The sequence below is a fragment of the Microbispora sp. NPDC088329 genome, assembly GCF_040685655.1.
Classification (GTDB): domain Bacteria; phylum Actinomycetota; class Actinomycetes; order Streptosporangiales; family Streptosporangiaceae; genus Microbispora.
This window is the reverse complement of the sequence record NZ_JBFBIP010000004.1, coordinates 178,719-199,310: the sequence shown is the minus strand read 5'-3', so window position 1 is coordinate 199,310 and position 20,592 is coordinate 178,719. Positions and strand designations below refer to the sequence as shown.

Sequence of the window (20,592 nt, the reverse complement as noted above, 5' to 3'; positions counted from 1 at the left end):
CACGGCGTAGCGGCAGGTCGGCACCGCACCCCGAAGAAGGGTGCGCTCCTCCGCCCGCCGGGCTCGTCACGGGCGGCTCATGCCCCGCATCTGCTTGTGGATGGTCTTCCACTTGCGGGTCTCCTCCGCGCGCAGCCGGGCGTCGGTGCGGCGGGCCATCCAGGCGGCCTCGCGCTGGAGCCGGTTCCAGCTCTCCAGCCGCCGCTCGGGCAGCTCACCCGACTCGACCGCCGCCAGCACCGCGCAGCCGGGCTCCTCCCGATGCCGGCAGTCGGAGAACCGGCAGCCCTCGGCCAGCTCTTCGATGTCGGAGAAGACCAAGTCGACGCCCTCGCTCATCTCGTACAGCCCGACCCGGCGGATGCCGGGGGTGTCGATGACGAGCCCGCCGCCGGGCAGCGGGATGAGCTGCCGGTGGACCGTCGTGTGCCTGCCCCGCCCATCGGCGGCCCTGACCTGCTGGGTCTCCATGACCTCCGCGCCGGCGAGGGCGTTGACGAGCGTGGACTTGCCCGCGCCCGACGGGCCGAGGATCACCGCGGTCCCCGAGGGGCCCAGGTGGGCGCGCACCAGATCCACCCCGTCGCCGGTGAGCGAGCAGACCGGGTGGACGTCGACGCCGGGCACGGCCGCCGCGACGTCGGCGAGGAGATCGCCGAGGCCCTGGTCGAACAGGTCGGCCTTGGTGACGAGCACGACCGGCCGGGCGCCGCTCTCCCAGGCCAGCGCCACGAGGCGCTCGATCCGCCCGAGATCCGCGAAATCCGTGGCGTGCATGGACGGCTCGGCCACGAAGACGACGTCGACGTTGGCGGCCAGGACCTGGCCCTGGCCGTCGCCCGACAACCCTCCACGAGAGTCGCGGCTCACCCCGCCCCGGACGAAGGCCGTACGGCGGGGCAGCACCTCGGCCAGTTCGTAGCGGCCCTCATCGAGCCGGCTGAGCGCGACCCAGTCCCCCACGCACGGAAGCGCGAGCGGATCGGCCGCCGCGGCCCTGCGTACGCGGGCGCCGAACCGCGCCTGATGGGTTCCGCCGGCGGAGACGACCTCGGCGGCGCCACGGTCGACCCGCGCCACGCGCCCCGGTGCGGCGCCGCCGGGCAGGTCGGGAAGCTGCTCGGCGAGCCCGTCGTGCCAGCCGAGAAGAGAAAGTTCGCTGAACACTGCTGGTAGACACCCTTCGGAAACCGGGTGTCTCAGTGCGAAGAGATCAGGAGGACACCCGGGAGTTGACGGACGGCATGGTCGTCAGAAAGACCCGCATAGTCCTCACCTCCCTGGTCCCGGCCGCACGGATTCGCGGCGACGGAGGAACACTAACAGCACCCCGGCCGCTCCCCGCAACCCATTAAATCCCCCCACCCACCCTTGCCGTGATCTTGCAGTTGATCAGGCAGTGGAATGGCCACCACACGATCACGAGGGTGCGATGCGCGGCTCCGCCCGCACCCTCGCGACGAACTACGAGATCACGGCGTGGGTGTGGGGGTCAGGACAGGCCGGGGGTGGGGAACCGGCTCGTCAGCTCGGTGACCTCGCCGTGCACCCGGGCGATCACGTCCTCCGCGTCGCCCTTGGCCACCGCGGTGACGACCTCGTCCATCCACGCGGCGATCTGGCGCATGTCGGCCTCGCCCATCCCCCGAGAGGTGACCGACGGCGTGCCGATGCGGATGCCCGACGGGTCGAACGGCTTGCGCGGGTCGAAGGGCACGGCGTTGTAGTTGGTCTCCAGCCCCGCCCGGTCGAGAGCCTGCGCGGCCGGCTTGCCGCCGACGCCCTTGGACGTGAGGTCCATCAGGATCAGGTGGTTGTCGGTGCCGCCGGAGACCAGGTCGAACCCGCGGGCGAGCAGCTCGTCGGCGAGCGCCTTCGCGTTCTTCACGATCTGCGCGGCGTACGCCTTGAACTCCGGCTGGGCGGCCTCGTGCAGCGCGACGGCGATGGCGGCCGTGGTGTGGTTGTGCGGGCCGCCCTGCAGGCCGGGGAACACGGCCTTGTCGAGCGCCTTGCCGACCTCCTCGGAGTTCGCCATGAGCATCGCGCCGCGCGGGCCGCGCAGGGTCTTGTGAGTGGTCGTGGAGATCACGTCCGCGTACCCGACCGGCGAGGGGTGGGCGCCGCCGGCGACGAGGCCCGCGATGTGGGCGATGTCGGCCGCCAGCACCGCGCCGACCTCCCTGGCGATCTCGGCGAAGGCCGGGAAGTCGATCGTGCGCGGGATCGCGGTGCCGCCACAGAAGATCAGCTTGGGCCGGTGCTCCAGCGCCAGCGCGCGCACCTCGCCCATGTCGATGCGGCCGGTGTCGCGGCGCACGCCGTAGCGGACGGAGTTGAACCACTTGCCGGTGGCGGACACCGACCAGCCGTGGGTGAGGTGGCCGCCGAACGGCAGGCCCATGCCGAGCACGGTGTCGCCCGGGTTCAGGAACGCGAGATAGACGGCGAGGTTGGCGGGCGAGCCCGAGTAGGGCTGCACGTTGGCGTGGCTCACGCCGAAGACCGACTTGGCCCGCTCGACCGCCAGCGTCTCGATCTTGTCGATGACCTGCTGGCCCTCGTAGTAACGCTTGCCCGGGTAACCCTCGGAGTACTTGTTGGTGAGGACGGTCCCGGTCGCCTCCAGGACGGCCCTGGACACGTAGTTCTCTGACGCGATCAGCTTGACGGTGTCGGCCTGCCGCCGCTCCTCCGCCCTGATCAGTTCGGCGATCTCGGGATCGACGACGTTCAGCGAGTTCTCAGCCATGGCGCCTTCCTTCTCCACGTCGACGGCGGCGGCGACCCAGGCGCACGGCCTCCGCGATTTCGCTCCCCGGTGGTGCCCCACCTTGTGCCCCTCCCAGAGGAGCCTCAGCGCCAGTCGCGACGCCCCCACTTTATCGGAGCGAAACGACCCCCTCACTCCGCCGAGACGGGCACGTCGGCGAAGAGCCCGACCCCCGGGAGGTCGAGTCGCCCGGCCGCAGTCATTGGGCCGCAGGCGTGCTGCTCGGGCAGGCTCCGTCCTCGCTCGCGGGCATGATGTCGAACGGCCTGAGGTCAGGCCGGATCAGCCTTACCGGACTTGCGGTGATGGTGCTCATGCCGGCTGGCGCCCTCCAGCGGCCACAACCGGTCCACCTCCGCGTTCAGCGTCGCCCCGATGAGCACGGCGAGCGCGGTGATGTAGAGCCACAGCAGCACGGCGATCGGCGCCGCGAGCGAGCCGTAGATCGACAGCGGGGTGAACCAGGCCGCGAGCACCTCGCGCAGGAACGCGGCGCACACGATCCAGATCACCAGCGCCAGCACGGCCCCCGGGGTCTCGCGCCACCAGCGCGTCCGGTGCGGGACGCTCACGTGGTAGAGCAGCGTGAGCATCAGCACCGAGCCGATCACGACCACGGGCCAGTAGAGGACGGTCACGAGTGCGGCGTACCTGGGCAGGGCGTTGGACATCAGGGTGGGCCCGATGACCAGGATCGGCATGACGACCAGCCCGATCAGCAGCGCGGCGAGATAGAGGACGAACGACAGGACCCGGGTGCGGATGATCCCCCGAGTCTCCCCCAGGCCGTACGCGATGGATATGAGGTCGACATAGACGAACAGGGCCCGCGAGCCCGACCACAGCGACAGCAGGAAGCCGACGGAGATCAGCGAGACCTGACCGCCGCTCAGCACGTCGGCCAGCAGCGGCTTGACGACCCGCTCCACGGTGTTGTGGGTGAACAGCAGCTCGGACTGTTCCACGACCCAGCGCCTGATCTCGGCGATGGCGGCCGGGCCGAGCAGCCCGCTCAGATGGCCCATGACGCCGAGCAGCCCGAGCACGAACGGCGGCAGCGACAGCAGCGCGAAGAACGCCGCCTCGCCCGCGAGACCGGTCACCCGGTAGTTGACGCCCGCCATCGTGGTCGCCTTGGCCAGGGCCCAGACGTTCGTGTCGCGCAGCCACGTGAGGCGCGTCCGGGCGAGCGCCATCCCCTTGCGCGTGAGACGCCGCGGCCTGCGCGACGGCGCGTCGGTGGAGGTCATGGCACCCAACCGGTCATGAGAACTGGGCTCTACCCGCTGCCGCGGCGGTTAGTACGTGATCTGCGGGCGAGTTGTCGCCGCCCAGAATAGGGGCCCCTGCCCGTTCCTTGCGAGAACCCTCACGAAGCGATCGGCGCATACCGCTGTCATCCGCCAATAGCACGCGGTCAACAATGGAGACATGATCTGCCGAGCGTGCGGGGAGCACCGGCACGAGGACTGCCGCGGCGGGTCCTGGTGCGACTGCCAGCACCAGGAGCCGTCCGAGAGGGACCACGAGGCCGAGCCTCCGGAGAACTGGGTCCGCAAGGGCTGAGAACCCCGCGTAACATTGCCGTCACAATCCCGCATCCTGGACACGAACTTGGACATCCAGGATCTCAGGGGTATCGTTTGGGACATGCCAGCGGACCCGTTGCTCGTCGTGCGACGCCACGTCGATCTCCTGCGTGTCCGTAGCGCGATCTGTATCGACGCCGGCTGACCGTCGCCCTCCGCTGATCCATCCGGGCGCTCGGCCAGGCGTCTTTTTCTTGCCCTCACACTCGACGACGAGGTGAGAGGCCGCCTGCGCCGGCGTCCGCCGTCAACCGATCTCAGACCGAGCCTCGGAGAAGGACGTGTGCCCATGAGCACCCCGGCCCGCCCGGCGAACCGCCACCACAAGCGCCCGCGCGGCGAAGGTCAGTGGGCTCTCGGTTACCGTGAGCCACTGAACAAGAACGAGGAGAACAAGAAGGCCGACGACGGGCTGAACGTCCGTCAGCGGATCATCGACATCTACTCCAAGCGCGGCTTCGACTCCATCGACCCCGCCGACCTGCGTGGCCGGTTCCGCTGGTACGGCCTGTACACCCAGCGCAAGCCGGGCATCGACGGCGGCAAGACGGCCGTCCTCGAGCCCGAGGAGCTCGACGACCGCTACTTCATGATCCGCATCCGGACCGACGGCGGCCAGCTCAGCCTGGAGCAGCTCCGGGTGATCGCCGACGTCTCCAACGACTACGCCAGGGGCACCGCGGACGTCACCGACCGGCAGAACATCCAGCTCCACTGGGTGGAGATCGAGTCGGTGCCGGACATGTGGGCGCGGCTGGAGGCCGTGGGCCTGTCCACCACCGAGGCGTGCGGCGACACCCCGCGCGGCATGCTCGGCTGTCCCCTGGCGGGGATCGACGCCGACGAGGTCATCGACGGACGGCCCCAGCTCCAGGAGATCCGCGAGCGGTACATCGGCGACCCGGCGTTCTCGAACCTGCCGCGCAAGTTCAAGACCGCGATCAGCGGCTGTGCCGCGCACTGCACGGTCCACGAGATCAACGACATCGCGTTCGTCGGCGTGGTGAACGAGCAGGGCGAGGCCGGCTTCGACCTGTGGGTGGGCGGCGGCCTGTCGACCAACCCGATGTTCTCCAAGCGGCTCGGCGTGTTCGTCCGGCCCGAGCAGGCCCACGAGGTGTGGGCCGGCGTCACCGGCATCTTCCGCGACTACGGCTACCGGCGGCTGCGCGGCAGGGCGCGGCTGAAGTTCCTGATGAACGACTGGGGCCCGGAGAAGTTCCGCGACGTGCTGCAGACCGAGTACCTCAAGTACGAGCTGCCCGACGGCCCGGCTCCCGCCGCGCCGCGAGGGGACCGGCGCGACCACGTCGGCGTCCACCTCCAGCGTGACGGCAACTACTACGTCGGTTTCGCGCCGCGCGTGGGCCGCCTCAGCGGCGACCTGCTGCACCGGATCGCCGACATCGCCGAGCGCCACGGGTCCGGCCGGGTGGCGACCACCATCGAGCAGAAGATGGTCATCCTCGACGTCGCCCCCGACCAGGTGGAGTCGATCGTGGCCGAGCTGGAGGCGTCCGACCTGCGGGTCAACCCGTCCACCTTCCGCCGCCAGACGATGGCCTGCACCGGCATCGAGTACTGCAAGCTCGCGATCGTCGAGACGAAGAACGCCGCGTCGGAGCTGATCGACGAGCTGGAGCGGCGCCTGCCCGACTTCAACGAGCCGCTGACGATCAACCTCAACGGATGCCCGAACTCCTGCGCCCGCATCCAGACGGCGGACATCGGGCTGAAGGGCCAGCTCGTCGTCAACGACAAGGGTGAGCAGGTCGGGGGCTACCAGGTCCACCTGGGCGGCTCGTTCGGCCTGAACCCGAGCTTCGGCCGGAAGGTCCGGGGCCTCAAGACCACGGCCGAGGACCTGCCCGACTACGTCGAGCGGGTCGTGCGCAACTACGAGAAGCAGAAGAACGACGGCGAGTCCTTCGCCGAATGGGTCCAGCGCGCCGACGAGGCCGACCTCAAATGACGACCGAGCGGGCGGCGCCGTTCTACTGCCCGTACTGCGGCGAGGAGGACCTGGAGCCCTACGTGACCGAGGAGGAGAGCCACGGATGGTACTGCAGATCCTGCGCCCGTGCCTTCCGGGTGAAATTCCTCGGCCTCGGCGTGCGTTCGTGATCCCCGAAGGCTTTCGTCCAATCAACCGATGAATCAATGAACGACGTGTGAGGAGTACCGATGTCGGTGGCGGAGATAGAGGCAGGGCTGGAGCGGCAGCGGGTCACGCTGGACCTGCAGGGCATCGTGGAGTCCGCCGCGCGCTTCCTTGAGGACGCGCCGGCCCGGGAGATCATCCGGTGGGCCGCGGCCACCTTCGGCGACCGCCTCTGTCTCACCTCGTCGATGAGCGACGCCCTGCTGATCGACCTGGTCAGCAGGGTCAAGCCCGGTGTCGACGTGCTGTTCATCGACACCGGCTACCACTTCGCCGAGACCATCGGCACCCGGGACGCGGTCGAGGCGGTCTACAAGGTCAACGTGATCAACGTGAAGCCGTCCAGGACCGTCGAGGAGCAGGACCGCGACCTCGGTCCGCGCCTGTACGGGCGCAACCCCGACCTGTGCTGCTACCTGCGCAAGGTCGAGCCGCTCAACCGGGCGCTCGAGCCGTACCTCGCCTGGGTGTCGGGCATCCGCCGCGACGAGTCGCCCACCCGGGCGAACACCAAGGTCGTGGAGTGGGACGCCAAGCGGCAGATGGTGAAGGTCAACCCCATCGCCCGGTGGACCCAGGAGGACGTCGACAACTACATCGCCGACAACGGCGTCCTGATCAACCCGTTGCACTACGACGACTATCCCTCGATCGGCTGCGCCCCCTGCACCCGGCGGGTGGCACCGGGCGAGGACCCGCGCAGCGGCCGCTGGGCCGGCCTCGGCAAGATCGAATGCGGTATCCATCTGTGACGACCGTTTCACACGCGGACGCCCCGCTGATCGCGGTGGCGCACGGGTCCCGCGACCCGCGCGCCGCCGCGACCGTGGAGGCGCTGCTGGACGGCGTACGGCGGGCGCGGCCCGGCCTGGACGTGCGCGCCGCCTATCTCGACCACGCCACGCCGTCGCTGCCGCAGGCGCTGTCGGGACTGGACGAGGCCGTCGTGCTCCCCCTGCTGCTCACCGCCGCCTACCACAGCCGGGTGGACATCCCGGCGGCGCTGCGGGAGGCGGCCGGCCGCACGCCGCGGCTGCGGGCCGTCTGCGGCCCCACGCTCGGCCCGCATCCGCTGCTCGTCCGGGCCCTCGAACGCCGCCTCGCCGAGGCCGGCGTGGAGATCGGCGACCCGCACACCGCCGTTGTGCTCGTCTCGGCGGGCTCCAGCGACCGCAGGGCGAACGCGACGATCGCCGACGTCGCCCGTGAGTGGGCGCGCACCCGCCCCTGGTGGTCGGTCACCGCCGCCTACGCCTCGGCCGCGGCCCCCACGCCCCGGGACGAGGTCGTACGGCTGACGCGCGCGGGCGCCCCGAGGGTCGTGGTGGCGCCGTATCTGCTGGCCCCCGGCCACTTCGCCGACAAGGTGGAGCGCGACACCCTGGAGGCGGGGGCGCACGCCGTGGCCGGCGTCCTCGGTCCCGCCCCCGAACTGGCCGCGCTCCTGCTCGAACGCCACGCCCAGGCCGTACGCGAGGCCCGCGACGCCGCCTGACGCCACAGCGAGATCACGCTGTCGCGTGCGTGCCCGCGCCCGGGCCGTCGACCGTGGTGGATCATCTCGTCGGCGAAGCGCGGCGGACCGTTATCGGCTCCTGGGTCCGCCGCGTCTCACCTGATAACGCGCTACGGCGTGCCGGCAGGGATCACGGGCTGGTGCATGTGAGTGAGGGGGCCGACGGCGTACCGGTGCCGAGGAAGCCGAACGTGCTCGAGCCGGACGCGGGGATGGAGCCGTTGTACGAGGCGTTCGTCACCCTGACCGCGGAGCCGTTGGCACTCAGCGTGCCGTTCCACACCTGGTTGATCGTCTGGCCGCCGCTCAGCGTCCAGCCGACGGTCCACCCGTTGATCGCCGAAGCGCCCGCCGTCACCGTGACCTCGCCCTGGAAACCCCCGGACCATGAGTTCACCGTACGGTAGCTCGCCGTGCAGGCGCTCGACGCCGAGGGGCTGGCGGACGGCGACGCGGACGGCGACGCGGACGGCGACGCGGACGGGCTCGCGGACGGGCTCGCGGACGGGCTCGCGGACGGGCTCGCGGACGGGCTGGGGGACGGGCTGGGGGACGGCGACGACCCGCCCGGCGGCACGTACGGGCACTTGCTCCGGTACATCGAGACGTTGCCGGAGTCCGCCAGCTGCGGGCACAGGAACTGGGTGTACCGGGTGTCGTCGTCGAGGAAGATCTTCAACCAGGGGATCAGCACCCGCATCTCGGTGGTGTTCGCACGGGTCGCGAACAGGTGGTCCACACCGGTGATCTCCACCCACGCGCTCGGCGTCGAGGCCGGGATGGTGCTGTACAGCCCGTCGAGGTAGGACCGCGTGACCGTCGTGTCCCTCTGGCCCGAGATGAACATCGTCGGCACACGGTCATTGGACAGACGGTAGTCCCCGACGGGCGAGCCGGGCGCGAGCCCGACCCCGGCCTTCAACGTGGGCCGCCGGAGCAGCGCGGACAGAACGCCGGCTCCGCCCGCGGAGTGGCCGACCACGGACAAGCGGTTGGGGTCGACCCGGTCGCGCACCGCGCTGCGCTGGGTGAGGTAGTCCAGAGCGGCGAGCAGCTGGGTCCCCCGGGCGTCCGCGCTGTCGGTGCGGCTGTTGGTCTCGATCCCGATCACCACGAAGCCGAAGGACGCGAGCCAGGGGCCCATCCACGCTTCCTCGTTGGCGAACAGGGCGGAGTAGCCCGGCACGATCGCGACGCCGCCGAAGGTCCCCTGGCTGGTGTCCGTCGGGTAGTAGATCACACCGCTGCCGAAGCCGTTCCCGCCCGGCACGCTGATCTGCGCGGTGGCGAACGTCCCCCGGGTGGCCGACACGCTGGCCAGGGTCGGGTTGGGACCCCGCTGATAGGGGTTGCCGGCGGCCGATGCCGCGTGCGTCGCGATGGTCATCGAGAGCAGCCCGAGAACGACCACCGTCGCGGCCGTCATGCGGTGCATCAAGCGGCGTCCCCGGCCGGGCCGCGGCCCGAGTCCGGCGGTGGCACCGAATGACGATTCACTCACATGTCTTCGCACCGTTGTGTTCCTCCTTGTCGAGCTCTGACAGAGAACGCCCCATCCCAAGGCGCGGGCACCGTGGTGTTCGACCGGCGCGCAGCAGCTCGCCGGGAAACTGCGCAGGGGCTTCGTCGAGGGCGAACCCGGCGGGGTTCGGCCCTGCCGGTGTGGGGATCGGCTCGAGCCCGCCGGCGATACGGCCGCCGGGTGGTGCCGAGCCTCACGGCTGACGCCTCTGCGGGCCGGGTACGTGACGTACCGGCTCGGAGGTGATGCTCACCGGCGCTGCCACCGCCGGTCGGATGTGCCGGACTTCGATGTGTGGCGCGCGCCGGCCGGCCGGGACCTGCTGCGACGACCCGTGCACGGCGGCTCCGGCTTCCACCGCTGTAAACGGAGAACCTTTCGGCCGGGACGTCGCGGACCGTGAGGATGGACAGCCATGACGTGGTGCCGTCGCGGTCGCATGGCAAACCCGGTCGCTTCCGCGCAGGGCGCCTATTGTTAGCGCTCACAATTCGTCTGCTGATCGAGCCCCTCTCCGTTGAAGTGGATGGCGGTGGTGTCGGGCGGAGCAAATACGAGGCAGAGCGCCGCTGTCAAGCGTCCGGCGCACCCGTTCGCGTCGACCCCATGATTCCGAGCGCGGGCTGACTGGGCGTTATCGCGGGACCGCTCAGCGAATCGGCGATGACACACGGTGAAATTTTCATCGGCCGTGGCCCAGTCGCGGCAGAACAGGTAGGCCGTTCGCAGCAGACGGTCCGAGCGCTGTTCCACGTAGCGCTCGAAGTCGGCCCGGTCGCGCATGTGCGGCCCCCGGTTCTCGGTGATCCCTTGGTCAACGGTCACCGATGACTACGCCCCGGGAGCGCCCCCGCGTTGCCTCGTACGGTCACCCGGTTCACAGCCGGCCGTTGCGGGCGGAATCAGTGCGGCCGGATCAGTGCAGGCCGTGGCGGCGGTCGGGAATCTCGTGTCCCCCGAAGCCCGGGTGCCAGCGGCGCTCCTGCCACCATTCGCTCCAGGCGAACCACCCGCGCTTGATCGGCGCGGCCCGGGAGTCACCGATGATCTTCACGTCGCCCATCAGTACGTACGCCGTGACCTTGACGACGGGGGCGGACTGGCCGCGGGGCGCCTCGACCACCTGGACCTTCTTGTCCCCCATGATCGTGACGCCGGAGAGCTCGACGTCCACGCCGTCCGGCACGATGATCTTGACGTCGCCCATCACGCAGGTGGCGACGATGTCCACCTCACGCCCGCGCACCTCGGCCTGCCGCAGGTCGAGAACCACGTCGCCCATCACGCAGACCGCGCCGATGCCGTCGTCGATCCGCCATGTGCCGGTCCTCTTGGCGTCGCCCATCACCGCCACGATCCACTTGCGCATCCCGCCTCGCGGAGCGGCCGGCGCCACGGGAGCGGAGGCGGGCGCGGGTGACGACCCCGGCAGGTCGGCGGTGATCTGGGCGAGCTCGCCGTGGGTCTGCGCCAGATAGGCGGCCTCGGTCCGCTCGGTCAGTTCCGCGAGGGTCAGCCGCCCCTCCGCGGACGCCACGCGCAACCGTTCCACCACGGCCTCGCGTTCGGCGTCGGATGCCCGCATACCACCCGGATCATTCACGCCCTTCACCGTATCCCGGCCGGCCGCGATCCCCCTCCTCCCTGCGAACGATCCTGTGACACGATCCCTGCGTCGCCCGGGCGGCTGGCCGTGATCGCATGCCTGACCACGAGGGCCTCCATGACGGTGGCCGGTCCGCGTGGTGGGCGGCCCGTCACCGGCCGGCCGCGCATCACGGGGCGGCGATTCATCGACGCCAATGGCCGTCCCGGCACACGTACGTCCTGCCGTTGCCGGCTACGCCGACAGCACCGGGATCGCCGCAGAACCCGCCCGGGCGGACTCCGTGGACGACCTTCGAATCGGCCGGATCCGTGTCGTGATGTTCCCTGCGCGGGGTGTGGCGCGCGGTGTGGCGCGCGGTGTGGCGCGGCTTGCGCCTGGGGGCGGGCGGGTCCTGCGACTCGTCGGGCTCATCGCCGGCCTGGTCCGCGTCGGCCATGGTGGGGACACCGGTGGGGGCACCGGTAGGGGCACCGGCGGGTGCGCCGATGCCGTTGCCACCGCGATCGGGCGGCGACTCCCCCGAGGACGGTTCAGGGGAGAACCAGGTGCGGCCCGGGGCAGGCGCGGACTGGTTGTCGCGGGCGGAGGCGCCGCACCCGTACACGATCGTGGCGAGCAGGACGAGAGCGGCGACGACGGCGCAGCCGAGTCCGCCCGTCGTGCTGCCGGCAGGGGGCCTGGGGGCTGATGTCACTCACCCAAAGTGACGACATGGATACGCTTACGCAACCGAAACGGGCCAAGAAGGCAAGAGACGCCTCCCTGCTCTCCATGATCTCCGAGTCGAGAAGCCGGAGCGCGGGTTCTCTCCCGGCGCGGCGGTGCCACCACCGCCCGTCCCCTGGGCGCCGCGGCCGGTGCGGGCCCTCCTCGCCGCCCGATGCGCCGGCGCATCGCTCCCTGGGGACGAGGCCCGGAAGGGGCTGTGTGAGCATGGAAGCGTGACCCGCAGCAGGTTGCTGGAGGCTATAGCGGGAGGGGACGTCGCTCGGGTGGCGACGATGCTGCGCCCGGACACCGCCGTGAACCCCGCTCAGGGGACCACGCCGCTCTACCGGGCGGCCGTGGGCGGGCACCACGACATCGTCAGGCTGCTCCTGGAGTACGGCGCCGACCCCGACCTGCCGAGCGGGGGGCACGAGGAGGGCCTTCCGCTCTGCGCGGCGGCGTGCTGGAACCACGCCGAGACGGTGCAGGCGCTGCTCGACGGCGGCGCCGACCCCGACGCGGCGGAGGAGGGCGGCTGGACGGCCCTGCTGTGGGCCGCGGCCAACGGCAACCTGGAGTCGGCCGACATCCTGCTCGACGCCGGGGCCGATCCCGGCCGGGCCGACGACGACGGCGACACCCCGCTGACGCTGGCCACGATCTTCGGGGCTTACGGGATCGTGTGGTCCCTGCTCGAGCACGGCGCCGACCCGTCCGCGCCCGGCTGGGACGGCGCGACCCCGCTGGAGATCGCCACGCGGCTGGCGGCGGTGGATCTCGAAGCCCTGATACGCGAGGAGGTCTCCGCGCGGGTGGAGGGCGAGCACACCGTGCTGACCGCGCACAGCTCCGCCCCGGACGGCACCCGGCGGGTGACGGTCGAGGCGCGCGGCGCCGACCGCGCGTATTCGATCACCCGGCAGCACGGGCACGCCGCCATCGCGACGGCTTTGGAGACGGCTCTCGGCCTGAGGCCACCCGCCGACGTGCTGCTCACGCGCGTGCTGCCCTACCGCGAGCTGGACGAGGACGACGAGACGTGGTGGGCGGCCGTCCACGCGCTCCAGTCGCGCCACGACGAGGAGACGTTCCTCGCGCTGGCCCGGCTGTGCGAGAGCGACGACCCGGTCAGGCGAGAGTTCGGTGCCGACGTGCTCGCGGAGTTCGGCGAGGAGACGGGGTTCGGGAAGGAGACGAGCTTCGGCCGGGACGCGGGGCGCGACCCCTACCACGACCGCACCCTGAAGCTCCTGCGCGACATGGCCCGGCACGAGAGCGAGCCCGCGGTCGTCGAGGCGCTGCTGCACGCGTTCGGCCACCGGGCCGACGAGCGGGCGCTCCCCGAGGTGCTGCGCATCGTCGGCGCCCCCGGCCGGGAACCCACCGTCCATGACCCCGTCGCGCTCGCCGCGGTCCTGCCGCCCGACGACGAGGACGGCCTGACCGCGCTGATCCGGCTGAGCGAGTGCGCCGCCGACGAGGTGCGCGACTGGGCGACGATGGGCATCGCGGGCCTGCCCGCCGACACCCCCCGGATCAGGGACGCACTGGTCACCCGGCTCGCGGACCGCGATCTGACGACGGTGGCCGAGGCCGCGCGGGGCCTGGCCGGGCGCGGGGACCGGCGCGCGATCGAGGGCGTCCACCGCGTGCTGTGCGAGGCGGGCGCCGATCAGGACTACGCTCGCGACCTCGCCCTGGAGGCGGCCCACGAGCTCGGTCTGGAGATCTCGGGTGCCTGACGAGCACCGGAACGCCGGCCGGGGACCTGCCCTGTCTCATTCCGTGAACCGGCGGTCCCGGGGGGTGAGCCCGGGTGTTCATCCCGGCGGCCCGGGATGCTGAGATGGAGTCCCGGCCTCTGACGGACTCGGCATCGAGGAGTCCGGCATCACCGACAGGAGGACCCAGTGACCCACGACGTGACCAACCAGGTGCCCCCGCTGACCGGCCACGACGTCTCGACAGACCAGGCGCTGCTGGAGGGGCTCTCCAGGGAGGGGGCGGACTGGGCGACCGGGGAGCTGCGCCGGCTCGGCCTGCTGGCCGGTTCGGCGAAGGCCCAGGAGTGGGGGCGGCTGGCCAACGAGCACCCGCCCGTCCTGCGCACCCACGACCGGTACGGCAACAGGATCGACGAGGTGGAGTTCCACCCGGCATGGCACGAGCTCATGACCGTCGCGGTCGAGAACGGCGTGCACGCCGCGCCCTGGACGTCGGCCCGGCCGGGGGCGCACGTCGCCAGGGCCGCCAAGTTCTTCACCTGGTCTCAGGTCGAGGCCGGGCACGGCTGCCCGATCTCGATGACGTACGCCGCCGTGGCCGCGCTGCGGCACTCGCCGTCGCTGCGGGCGGAGTGGGAGCCGCTGCTGGCCTCCCGTACGTACGACTTCGGGCTGCGCCCGCCGCAGGACAAGCGCGGTGTGCTGGCCGGGATGGCCATGACCGAGAAGCAGGGCGGCTCCGACGTGCGGGCCAACACCACCAGGGCCGAACCGCTGGGCGACGGGAGCTTCGCCCTGACCGGCCACAAGTGGTTCAACTCCGCCCCGATGTGCGATGTGTTCCTGGTGCTGGCCCAGGCCCCGGGCGGGCTGTCGTGCTTCCTGCTGCCCCGCGTGCTGCCCGACGGCACCCGCAACGCGGTGCGACTGATGCGGCTGAAGGACAAGCTCGGCAACCGGTCGAACGCCTCGGCCGAGGTCGAGTACGAGGGCGCCGTCGCCTTCCTCGTCGGCGAGGAGGGCCGGGGCGTCCGGACGATCATCGAGATGGTGAACATGACCCGGCTCGACTGCGTGATCGGCTCGGCCGCCGGCATGCGCCACGGGCTGACGCAGGCGCTCCACCACGCCCGCCACCGCACGGCGTTCGGCCGGACGCTGGCCGAGCAGCCGCTGATGCGCTCGGTGCTCGCCGACCTGGCGCTGGAGTCGGAGGCGGCGACCGCGCTCATGATGCGCCTGGCCGGGGCGACCGACCGGGCCATCCGGGGGGACGCGGCCGAGGGCCTGTTCCGGCGGGCCGCGCTCGCCGCCGGCAAATACTGGGTGTGCAAGCGGGCCCCGGTCCACGCGGCCGAGGCGCTGGAGTGCCTCGGCGGCAACGGGTACGTCGAGGAGTCGCAGATGCCCCGGCTGTTCCGGGAGTCGCCGCTCAACGGCATCTGGGAGGGCTCGGGCAACGTGGCCGCCCTCGACCTGATGCGGGTGCTGGCCAGGGAGCCGGAGGCGGTCGAGGCGTTCTTCTCCGAAGTGGCGTCGGCCCAGGACAGGAGGGTCGCCGACGCGGCCGAGCGGGTGCTGAAGAGGCTCGCCTCGGCGGGAGAGGCCGACGCGCGCCGGGTGGCCGAGGAGATGACGCTGGTCCTGCAGGCGTCTCTGCTCGTACGGCACGCCCCCGCCGCGGTGGCCGACGCGTTCTGCGCCTCGCGCCTGTCCGGCGACTGGGGACGGGCCTTCGGCACGCTGCCCTCCGGCCTCGATCTGGAGGCGATCCTGGACCGCGCGGCGCCGGCGTGAGCCCACCGGCCATGCCGGTGGGCCCGGCGCACCGGCGGCGGCGTTAAGGTCACTGTGGATAGGCTTCGCTTACTGAAGGGATATCGCCATGGCGACCACTCGTACCGCGACGACGCAGTGGAAGGGCGCGCTGCTCGACGGTTCGGGCACCGTTTCGCTCGACTCCTCCGGGGTCGGCACCTTCGACGTCTCCTGGCCCTCCCGCGCCGAGGAGGCCAACGGCAAGACGAGCCCGGAGGAGCTGATCGCCGCCGCCCACTCCTCGTGCTTCTCGATGGCGCTGTCGAACGGCCTGGCCAAGGCCGGCACGCCGCCGCAGTCGCTGGAGACCCGGGCGGACGTGACCTTCCAGCCGGGCCAGGGCATCACCGGCATCGTGATCTCCGTACGCGGGCAGGTGCCCGGCATCTCGGCCGAGGACTTCCAGCAGGCCGCCGAGACGGCCAAGGCGAACTGCCCGGTGAGCCAGGCGCTCGCCGGAACGACGATCAGCCTCAACGCCGAACTCGTCGGCTGAGTGCCAGCGGGAGCCCCCGCCGGACCCGATCCGGCGGGGGCTCCCGCGTGCCCGTGCGAGGTCGGGCGACCTCGCGGGTGCACGAATCGTCCCGGCAGTGGAGAATGAGGTTACATGCGCGAGGTTTGGCCTGGAGAGCCCTACCCGCTCGGCGCCGCCTGGGATGGTGTGGGCACCAACTTCTCGGTGTTCTCGGAGGTGGCCGAGCGGGTCGAGCTGTGCCTGTACGACGACAGGGGCGAAGAGACCCGTGTCGACCTGCCCGAGGTCGACGGGTTCGTCTGGCATGGGTACGTGCCGGGGATCATGCCCGGCCAGCGGTACGGTTTCCGGGTGCACGGGCCCTACCGGCCCGACCACGGGCACCGGTGCAATCCGTCCAAGCTGCTGCTCGACCCGTACGCCAAGGCGATCGAGGGCTCGGTGCGCTGGAACGACTCGCTGTTCTCGTATCACTTCGCCGACCCGGCCCGGCTCAACACCCAGGACTCCGCGCCGTACATGCCGAAGAACGTGGTCGTGAACCCGTTCTTCGAGTGGGGCAACGACCGGCCGCCCCGCACGCCGTACCACGAGACGGTGATCTACGAGGCGCACGTGCGCGGCCTGACCATGCGCCATCCCGCGGTCCCCGAGGAGCAGCGGGGCACCTACGCGGGGCTCGCGCACCCGGCCGTGCTCGATCATCTCCTGTCGATCGGCGTGACCGCGGTCGAGCTGATGCCCGTCCACCAGTTCGTGCCCGAGCACTTCCTGGTCGCCCGGGGGCTGACCAACTACTGGGGCTACAACACGATCGCCTACATGGCGCCGCACAACGCGTACGCCGGGTCCGGGCAGCGCGGCGAGCAGGTCCAGGAGTTCAAGGCGATGGTGCGCGCCCTGCACGAGGCGGGGATCGAGGTGATCCTTGACGTCGTCTACAACCACACCGCCGAGGGCGACCACATGGGCCCGACGCTCGGCTTCCGTGGCATCGACAACGTGGCCTACTACCGCCTGCGCGAGGAGGACCGCCGCTACTACCTCGACTACACCGGCTGCGGCAACTCGCTGAACGTCCGCTCACCCCACGCGCTGCAGCTGATCATGGACTCGCTGCGCTACTGGGTGCTCGACATGCACGTGGACGGCTTCCGCTTCGACCTCGCCGCCGCGCTGGCGCGGGAACTGCACGACGTGGACCGGCTGAGCGCGTTCTTCGACCTCATCCAGCAGGACCCGGTGATCTCGCAGGTCAAGCTCATCGCCGAGCCGTGGGACGTCGGCCCCGGCGGCTACCAGGTCGGAAACTTCCCGCCGCTGTGGACCGAGTGGAACGGCAAGTACCGCGACTCCGTGCGGGACTTCTGGCGCGGGGCCTCCCAGACGCTGCCCGAGTTCGCCTCGCGCCTGGCCGGGTCGAGCGATCTGTACGCCAGCAGCGGCCGCCGCCCGGTCGCCTCGATCAACTTCGTGACCGCCCACGACGGGTTCACCCTCACCGATCTCGTGTCGTACGACCACAAGCACAACGAGGCCAACGGCGAGGGCAACCGCGACGGCACGGACGACAACCGCTCGTGGAACTGCGGCGCCGAGGGCCCGGTCGAGGACCCGGCGATCGTACGGCTGCGCCGGCGTCAGCGGCGCAACCTGCTCACCACGCTGTTCGTGTCGCAGGGCGTGCCGATGCTGCTTGCGGGCGACGAGTTCGGCCGCACCCAGCACGGCAACAACAACGCATACTGCCAGGACAACGAGATCTCCTGGATCGACTGGTCGCTGGTCCGGCAGGAGGGCGATCTGCTCGAATTCGTCCGCCGCCTGGCCGCGTTACGGCGGGCGCATCCCGTCTTCCGGCGGCGCCGGTTCTTCCAGGGCCGCCCGGTCGGGGACGGCAGCAGGGACATCATCTGGCTCACGCCCTCGGGCGCGGAGATGACCGACGGCGACTGGCACACGGGCTACGCCAAGTCCCTGGCGGTGTACGTGAACGGCGAGGCGATCAGCGAGCCGGGCCCGCGTGGCGAGCGGATCAGCGACGAGACGTACCTGCTGCTGATCAACGCGCACCACGAGAACCTGACGTTCGCCCTCCCAGGTCCGGAGCTGGGGGCCGCCTGGCGTCCCGTCCTCGACACCGCCGCCGAAGAGGTCCGCGACGACCCGTACGCCGAGGAGACCCTGCCCCCCGGGGCCAAGGTCTGTCTCGCCGACCGGTCCATGCGGATCCTGGTCTGCGCGGGCTGATCCGCACCGCCGCGCCGGGACCGGCCACCCGGGCCCGCGTGGCTCCGCGCGCCCGCGCGCGGGGCGCACCGGCGGCCGGGGGGAACAGGGGCCTCGCCGCCGTCGCGGCCGGGCGCGTGGCCCGGTGAGCCGCCCTGCCCGACGTGGCGGTGGGGATGAACGCGGCGCTGACCCATATAAGGGACTTTCCGCCCAGTTCGTTACCCTCAGGCGGGTGACCACGACACCAGTGCAGGCCGGCCTGCCGCCGAAGCCCCGGGCGGCGGTCGTGCGGGACGCCCTCGGGGTGGGCACGGCCGTCGGCCTGTCCGGCTTCGCGTTCGGCGTCACCTCGGCGGGCGCGGGGCTGACCGTCGTCCAGACGTGCGTGCTGTCGCTGTTCGTGTTCACGGGGGCGTCGCAGTTCGCGCTGGTGGGCGCGCTCGGCACTGGCGGGAATCCACTCGCCGCCGCGGCCGGGGCGCTGCTGCTCGGCGTCCGCAACGCCTTCTACGGGCTGCGGCTGTCGCAGTTGCTCGGGCTCCCCGCGGCGGTCCGCCCGCTCGCCGCGCAGTGGGTGATCGACGAGACCTCCGCCGTGGCCCTGGCCCAGCCCGACCGGCGCCTCGCCCGGCTCGGGTTCACGGTCACCGGGGTCAGCCTGTACGCCGGATGGAACATCACGACGTTCCTCGGCGCGCTGGGCGCCACCGCGCTGGGCGATCCCGCGGCCTGGGGCCTCGACGCCGCCGGCCCGGCCGTCTTCCTCGCCCTGCTCCTCCCCATGCTCCGGGCACGATCCTCCTCCGCGGCCTCCGCGGCCTTTCCGCGTCATGAGGCGGCGGTGGCGGTGCTGGCCGTCGTGCTGGCCCTCGCCGTCGTGCCCTTCGTTCCCGTGGGGGTGCCGGTGCTGGTGGCCGTGCTCGCCGCGCCCGCCGTGCTGGCCGCCTCACGGCTCCTCTCCCGCCGCTCGCCCCGAGGAGGACGCTGATGGTCTGGGTCGCGATCGTGGTCACCGCCGCCGGGTGCTACGCGGTGAAACTGCTCGGACTGTCGGTGCCGGCGGCGGTGCTGGAGCGGCCGCTCGTGCGCAGGCTGGCCGCGCTGGTGCCGATCGCGGCGCTGGCCGCGCTGATCGCCCTGCAGACCTTCGCCGACGGCCGCACACTCGTCGTCGACGCCCGGGCCGCGGGGCTCGCGGCGGCGGCCGTCGCGCTGCTGCTGCGCGCGCCGTTCCTGGTGATCGTCGCGGTCGCCGTCGTCGTCACCGCCGCGGTCCGCGCGCTGACCGGCTGACGCGCGCCAGGACGCCCCCGCAGGATCGGAGCGGCGACCAGCACGGCGATCGGCGCGCGACGCCGGGGCACGCCGCCCGGCGGGTCAGCGGGCGAGGATCTTGTCGAGGTCGTAGCTCACCGGGCGTTCGAGCTGCTCGTAGGTGCAGGACGCGGGGGTGCGGTCCGGGCGCCAGCGGCGGAACTGGGCGGTGTGACGGAACCGGTCGCCCTCCATGTGGTCATAGGCCACCTCGATCACCCGTTCCGGCCGCAGCGGGATGAACGACAGGTCCTTCTTGGCGTTCCACCGTGAGACGGCGCCGGGCAGGCGCTGGCCCTCGGCGCCGCCCGCCGCGACCTCGGCCCAGTGTCCCCACGGATGCTCGCTCAGGTCCTCCACCCGGTACGGCGCGAGCTCTTCGACGAGTTCCTCACGCCGCTTCATCGGAAACGACGCGGCGACGCCCACGTGGTGCAGGCGGCCGTCCGGCGAGTAGAGCCCGAGCAGCAGCGAGCCGACGACCGGCCCGGACTTGTGCTCGCGGTAGCCCGCCACCACGCAGTCGGCGGTCCGCTCGTGCTTGACCTTGAACATCACGCGCTTGTCCGGCGTGTACGGCTGGTCGCCCGGCTTGACGACGATGCCGTCCAGCCCGGCGCCCTCGAACGCCTCGAACCACCCGGCGGCCCGGCCCTCGTCCTGGGTGACCGGCGTGAGCCGTACGGAGCGGCCCGCGCCCGCCAGTATCTCCTCCAGCCGGGCCCTGCGCTCCGAGAACGGCGCCTCCATGAGGTCCTCCGTCCCGGTGGCGAGCAGATCGAAGGCGACGAAGGACGCGGGCGTGTTCTCGGCCAGCAGGCGCACCCGGGACTGCGCGGGGTGGATGCGCTGCTGCAGCGCGTCGAAGTCGAGCGACTGGCCCCTGATCAGCACGATCTCGCCGTCCACGACGCACTTGGGCGGCAGCTCCCGCCTGACGGCCTCGACCAGCTCGGGGAAGTAGCGCGTGAAGGGCCGCTCGTTCCTGCTGCCCAGGAAGACCTCGTCGCCGTCGCGGAAGACGATGCAGCGGAAGCCGTCCCACTTCGGCTCGTAGTAGAGCGTGCCGTCCTGCTTCGGCAGCCCTTTGACGGCCTTGGCGAGCATCGGCGCGATGGGCGGCACGACCGGCAGATCCAGGTCGGGGA

At 71.6% G+C, this 20,592-nt stretch carries 20 protein-coding genes; 12 read left to right on the top strand and 8 right to left on the bottom strand.

What is annotated here, in order from left to right:
* Window positions 1-66: 66 nt before the first annotated feature.
* The 3 genes from rsgA to AB0O28_RS11005 form a co-directional block, all read right to left on the bottom strand.
* A complete protein-coding gene (rsgA, locus tag AB0O28_RS11015; protein WP_363638728.1) occupies window positions 67-1,167 on the bottom strand; it encodes a ribosome small subunit-dependent GTPase A in 1,101 nt (366 codons plus the stop codon).
* A 325-nt stretch (window positions 1,168-1,492) separates the two neighbouring features.
* Window positions 1,493-2,752 carry a serine hydroxymethyltransferase gene (gene glyA / locus AB0O28_RS11010; RefSeq protein WP_363638726.1) on the bottom strand — a complete coding sequence of 420 codons (1,260 nt, stop codon included), beginning with the start codon at window positions 2,750-2,752 and terminating at the stop codon, window positions 1,493-1,495.
* A gap of 293 nt (window positions 2,753-3,045) precedes the next feature.
* Window positions 3,046-4,023, bottom strand: a complete 978-nt coding sequence (locus AB0O28_RS11005) for a YihY/virulence factor BrkB family protein (protein ID WP_363638724.1) — start codon at window positions 4,021-4,023, stop codon at window positions 3,046-3,048.
* Between the two features lie 181 nt (window positions 4,024-4,204).
* Between AB0O28_RS11005 and AB0O28_RS11000 the strand changes: the two genes are divergently transcribed.
* The 6 genes from AB0O28_RS11000 (at window position 4,205) to AB0O28_RS10975 (ending at window position 8,018) form a co-directional block, all read left to right on the top strand.
* The gene (locus AB0O28_RS11000) at window positions 4,205-4,339 is read left to right on the top strand and encodes a hypothetical protein (RefSeq protein ID WP_363638722.1); all 135 of its coding nucleotides are present in this window, start codon (window positions 4,205-4,207) and stop codon (window positions 4,337-4,339) included.
* 84 nt (window positions 4,340-4,423) lie between these two features.
* Window positions 4,424-4,507 carry a putative leader peptide gene (locus AB0O28_RS10995; RefSeq protein WP_357054749.1) on the top strand — a complete coding sequence of 28 codons (84 nt, stop codon included), beginning with the start codon at window positions 4,424-4,426 and terminating at the stop codon, window positions 4,505-4,507.
* Window positions 4,508-4,651: 144 nt separating this feature from the next.
* Window positions 4,652-6,334 (top strand): nitrite/sulfite reductase, encoded by a 1,683-nt coding sequence (locus AB0O28_RS10990; RefSeq protein ID WP_363638720.1) that lies wholly within the window; start codon window positions 4,652-4,654, stop codon window positions 6,332-6,334.
* On the top strand, window positions 6,331-6,486 hold the full coding sequence (locus tag AB0O28_RS10985) for an Insertion element protein (protein WP_142569992.1): 156 nt from the start codon (window positions 6,331-6,333) through the stop codon (window positions 6,484-6,486). Before AB0O28_RS10990 ends, AB0O28_RS10985 begins: the two co-directional genes overlap by 4 nt.
* 60 nt (window positions 6,487-6,546) lie before the next feature.
* On the top strand, window positions 6,547-7,275 hold the full coding sequence (locus tag AB0O28_RS10980; protein ID WP_357224026.1) for a phosphoadenylyl-sulfate reductase: 729 nt from the start codon (window positions 6,547-6,549) through the stop codon (window positions 7,273-7,275).
* Window positions 7,257-8,018: a sirohydrochlorin chelatase gene (locus AB0O28_RS10975; RefSeq protein WP_363638717.1), complete on the top strand. Its 762-nt coding sequence runs from the start codon at window positions 7,257-7,259 to the stop codon at window positions 8,016-8,018. Before AB0O28_RS10980 ends, AB0O28_RS10975 begins: the two co-directional genes overlap by 19 nt.
* Window positions 8,019-8,169: 151 nt before the next feature.
* Here the strand turns inward: AB0O28_RS10975 and AB0O28_RS10970 are convergent, their stop codons facing one another.
* The 4 genes from AB0O28_RS10970 to AB0O28_RS10955 all read right to left on the bottom strand — a co-directional run bounded on the left by AB0O28_RS10970 (window position 8,170) and on the right by AB0O28_RS10955 (window position 11,864).
* Window positions 8,170-9,465, bottom strand: coding sequence for a cellulose binding domain-containing protein (locus AB0O28_RS10970; RefSeq protein WP_363638715.1), 1,296 nt, complete (start codon window positions 9,463-9,465; stop codon window positions 8,170-8,172).
* A 573-nt stretch (window positions 9,466-10,038) separates the two neighbouring features.
* Window positions 10,039-10,386 (bottom strand): hypothetical protein, encoded by a 348-nt coding sequence (locus tag AB0O28_RS10965; RefSeq protein WP_363638713.1) that lies wholly within the window; start codon window positions 10,384-10,386, stop codon window positions 10,039-10,041.
* 91 nt (window positions 10,387-10,477) lie between these two features.
* A complete protein-coding gene (locus AB0O28_RS10960) occupies window positions 10,478-11,146 on the bottom strand; it encodes a DUF1707 domain-containing protein (protein ID WP_363638711.1) in 669 nt (222 codons plus the stop codon).
* A 205-nt stretch (window positions 11,147-11,351) separates the two neighbouring features.
* Window positions 11,352-11,864, bottom strand: a complete 513-nt coding sequence (locus tag AB0O28_RS10955; protein ID WP_363638709.1) for a hypothetical protein — start codon at window positions 11,862-11,864, stop codon at window positions 11,352-11,354.
* Between the two features lie 247 nt (window positions 11,865-12,111).
* Between AB0O28_RS10955 and AB0O28_RS10950 the strand changes: the two genes are divergently transcribed.
* The 6 genes from AB0O28_RS10950 (at window position 12,112) to AB0O28_RS10925 (ending at window position 19,423) form a co-directional block, all read left to right on the top strand.
* Window positions 12,112-13,620 (top strand): ankyrin repeat domain-containing protein, encoded by a 1,509-nt coding sequence (locus AB0O28_RS10950; RefSeq protein WP_363638707.1) that lies wholly within the window; start codon window positions 12,112-12,114, stop codon window positions 13,618-13,620.
* Window positions 13,621-13,788: 168 nt separating this feature from the next.
* Window positions 13,789-15,399 (top strand): isovaleryl-CoA dehydrogenase, encoded by a 1,611-nt coding sequence (locus AB0O28_RS10945; RefSeq protein ID WP_363638705.1) that lies wholly within the window; start codon window positions 13,789-13,791, stop codon window positions 15,397-15,399.
* 88 nt (window positions 15,400-15,487) lie between these two features.
* Window positions 15,488-15,916, top strand: coding sequence for an OsmC family protein (locus AB0O28_RS10940; RefSeq protein ID WP_363638703.1), 429 nt, complete (start codon window positions 15,488-15,490; stop codon window positions 15,914-15,916).
* A 114-nt stretch (window positions 15,917-16,030) separates the two neighbouring features.
* Entirely contained in the window at window positions 16,031-18,148 is a 2,118-nt protein-coding gene (gene glgX / locus AB0O28_RS10935) for a glycogen debranching protein GlgX (protein WP_363638701.1), read from the top strand.
* A gap of 214 nt (window positions 18,149-18,362) precedes the next feature.
* Window positions 18,363-19,118, top strand: coding sequence for an AzlC family ABC transporter permease (locus AB0O28_RS10930; protein WP_363638699.1), 756 nt, complete (start codon window positions 18,363-18,365; stop codon window positions 19,116-19,118).
* Window positions 19,115-19,423 carry an AzlD domain-containing protein gene (locus tag AB0O28_RS10925; RefSeq protein WP_204047816.1) on the top strand — a complete coding sequence of 103 codons (309 nt, stop codon included), beginning with the start codon at window positions 19,115-19,117 and terminating at the stop codon, window positions 19,421-19,423. Before AB0O28_RS10930 ends, AB0O28_RS10925 begins: the two co-directional genes overlap by 4 nt.
* A gap of 84 nt (window positions 19,424-19,507) precedes the next feature.
* Here the strand turns inward: AB0O28_RS10925 and AB0O28_RS10920 are convergent, their stop codons facing one another.
* Window positions 19,508-20,584: an ATP-dependent DNA ligase gene (locus AB0O28_RS10920; RefSeq protein ID WP_363639156.1), complete on the bottom strand. Its 1,077-nt coding sequence runs from the start codon at window positions 20,582-20,584 to the stop codon at window positions 19,508-19,510.
* Window positions 20,585-20,592 lie beyond the last annotated feature (8 nt).

Coding starts and splice junctions, on each gene's coding strand:
- AB0O28_RS10940 (WP_363638703.1), top strand. CDS start 15,488: ATGGCGACCACTCGTACCGCGACGACGCAGTGGAAGGGCGCGCTGCTC.
- glgX (WP_363638701.1), top strand. CDS start 16,031: ATGCGCGAGGTTTGGCCTGGAGAGCCCTACCCGCTCGGCGCCGCCTGG.
- AB0O28_RS10985 (WP_142569992.1), top strand. CDS start 6,331: ATGACGACCGAGCGGGCGGCGCCGTTCTACTGCCCGTACTGCGGCGAG.
- AB0O28_RS10970 (WP_363638715.1), bottom strand. CDS start 9,465: ATGACGGCCGCGACGGTGGTCGTTCTCGGGCTGCTCTCGATGACCATC.
- glyA (WP_363638726.1), bottom strand. CDS start 2,752: ATGGCTGAGAACTCGCTGAACGTCGTCGATCCCGAGATCGCCGAACTG.
- AB0O28_RS11000 (WP_363638722.1), top strand. CDS start 4,205: ATGATCTGCCGAGCGTGCGGGGAGCACCGGCACGAGGACTGCCGCGGC.
- AB0O28_RS10975 (WP_363638717.1), top strand. CDS start 7,257: ATGCGGTATCCATCTGTGACGACCGTTTCACACGCGGACGCCCCGCTG.
- AB0O28_RS11005 (WP_363638724.1), bottom strand. CDS start 4,023: ATGACCTCCACCGACGCGCCGTCGCGCAGGCCGCGGCGTCTCACGCGC.
- AB0O28_RS10990 (WP_363638720.1), top strand. CDS start 4,652: ATGAGCACCCCGGCCCGCCCGGCGAACCGCCACCACAAGCGCCCGCGC.
- AB0O28_RS10960 (WP_363638711.1), bottom strand. CDS start 11,146: ATGCGGGCATCCGACGCCGAACGCGAGGCCGTGGTGGAACGGTTGCGC.
- AB0O28_RS10980 (WP_357224026.1), top strand. CDS start 6,547: ATGTCGGTGGCGGAGATAGAGGCAGGGCTGGAGCGGCAGCGGGTCACG.
- AB0O28_RS10995 (WP_357054749.1), top strand. CDS start 4,424: ATGCCAGCGGACCCGTTGCTCGTCGTGCGACGCCACGTCGATCTCCTG.